The sequence below is a fragment of the Pirellulales bacterium genome, from assembly GCA_035546535.1.
Taxonomy (GTDB): Bacteria; Planctomycetota; Planctomycetia; order Pirellulales; family JACPPG01; genus JACPPG01.
The window spans coordinates 1-1,846 of the sequence record DASZWQ010000043.1; the positions used below are offsets into that span (position 1 = coordinate 1).

Genomic DNA, 1,846 nt, shown 5'->3' on the forward strand with positions numbered 1-1,846 from the left:
GACCGATAGTGTCAGGAGTGCGCCTGCCAGAGGACGTCGCTAGTGCTGTTCGCGTTGACGAAGGCCTTGGCCCCCGCAATCTGGAAGCTGCCGGGATGGGTCCCGAGGTCGACGCTGCCGGCCCATTGGCCGTTGGAAATCTTCCATTCGTCGGTATCGCCAGTGTTGGGATCGTACCACAAGGATCCCGTCGGTGCCGTTGCTGGTGAAATTTGCCACGGCGACAACCTCGATCCCGCATCCGGAGGCACCCAGCAATGGCTCATCAATAACGGCGGCACCAAAGAATGTCGCTCGTGCCGCGCCCGATCTTGCGCTCGTCTGCGTAATTGCCCGTCCACCGCGGTCCGAATCGCCATCCGCAAATGCCGTCCCGACATGCATCAGCATCATCTCAGACGCCAGAACCAGCCGCGCAATCCTCACGCCTGCTCGATTCAGATCAAACCGCGCGGCTAAATCCCCATAGCCCGCGGCATCGCTGCCCCTCGACCTCCCGCCGCGATTTCGTGCCTTGGCGCTTTTCGGTCGCCGGCCGCATCAGCGCGTGGATATCCCAGTCATGCCGGCAACCGAAAAACTGGACACGAACCGACGTCCTCCTAACGGCTTAGTTCACCGACGAAGAGGCGCAGCGGCTTTAGTGCAATTGTGCTAAGACTACTCCTTGGGATTATCCTCTCTCGACTTTGTTGGAGGGTCACATGACAAGTGTTGCTTCAGGACGGGCTTGTGCGTTAGTGACCGGCGCTTCCGGTGGTCTCGGGATGGCCTTTGCGGAACGGCTCGCCTGCGACGGCCACGACCTCGTCCTTGTGGCGCGGCGATTGGACCGGGTTCAACAGGTGGCCAGCCATTTGCAACAAACACATGGTATACAGGTCACGGTTATACGCGCCGATTTGAACGATACCGCTGCGCTTGGCGAGGTTGAAGCGGTGCTCGCCAACAACGATGCAATGACACTGCTGGTGAATACAGCCGGGTTTGCGGGCTATTACCCGTTTTCATCAGTAGAGCCCAAAATCATCGACGAACTAGTCGGCATCCATGTCCGTGCGGTGGCACGCACCACGCGGGCGGTGCTGCCCGGCATGATCCGCCGCGGCCATGGCGGCGTCATTAACGTCTCTGGGCTTTTGGCTCTCGCGAACACTTTGCCGACATCGCCTCTGCCGCCGCGCGCTGTCTACGCTGGAGCCAAGGCGTTCCTTTTGGCTTTCACTCAAACTCTTGCAGGAGAGATCAAGGGTACAGGAGTACGCATGCAAGTCTGTGTACCGGGTCGAATTGAAACGGATTTTCATGCCGCACAAACAATCGATATGAGCAAACAGCCGCCAGCCATGAGCGCCGCCGACGTCGTTTCTGCATCCCTCGCGGCCCTTGCACAAAATGAAATTGTCTGTATTCCCGGTCTCGCCGATCCAAATTTATGGCACGGCTTAAACGACTCGCAACTTGCCGTCTTTCGCAGCGCTGCGATGCAGGCGAGTCCTGCCGAACGTTACCGACTGCAGCCAGGCGATTGAACCGACCGCAATCATCAAATTCTATATGCGACGGGACTGAGAGCGCTACGGGTCATTCAGGTCGGCTTGGCGATGTCGGGCACGTTCGCAGTTCCCCCGATAGCCGACATGGCGGCATAGACGGCTACGTCGACCAACTTGACGGTTAGGGCAGCCGCGTCATGCGTTCGCGACCAGTTTTGGCCATCAGAGAGAGGTCGCAATTGAAGCGACCTCCCGAAGCAGATGCACCTCGTTCGTGGGCAATCGAAGCTCTAGTTCGCAGTTCCTTCGACGATGAACGAAAGCGAGTTCGTCGACTTCATGCGGGCTGC

The 1,846-nt window shown here is 58.8% G+C and carries 2 protein-coding genes; one reads left to right on the forward strand and one right to left on the reverse strand.

Annotated elements, in window-relative coordinates; translation table 11 throughout:
* Positions 1–11 precede the first annotated feature (11 nt).
* On the reverse strand, positions 12–182 hold the full coding sequence (locus tag VHD36_05345; protein ID HVU86722.1) for a hypothetical protein: 171 nt from the start codon (positions 180–182) through the stop codon (positions 12–14).
* A 522-nt stretch (positions 183–704) separates the two neighbouring features.
* Here VHD36_05345 and VHD36_05350 point away from each other — a divergent pair.
* Positions 705–1,532 (forward strand): SDR family NAD(P)-dependent oxidoreductase, encoded by an 828-nt coding sequence (locus VHD36_05350; GenBank protein HVU86723.1) that lies wholly within the window; start codon positions 705–707, stop codon positions 1,530–1,532.
* The last annotated feature ends 314 nt before the right edge of the window (positions 1,533–1,846 follow it).

Bases quoted from the DNA above. Each gene is read 5' to 3' on its own strand.
- VHD36_05350 (HVU86723.1), top strand. From the start codon at position 705: ATGACAAGTGTTGCTTCAGGACGGGCTTGTGCGTTAGTGACCGGCGCT.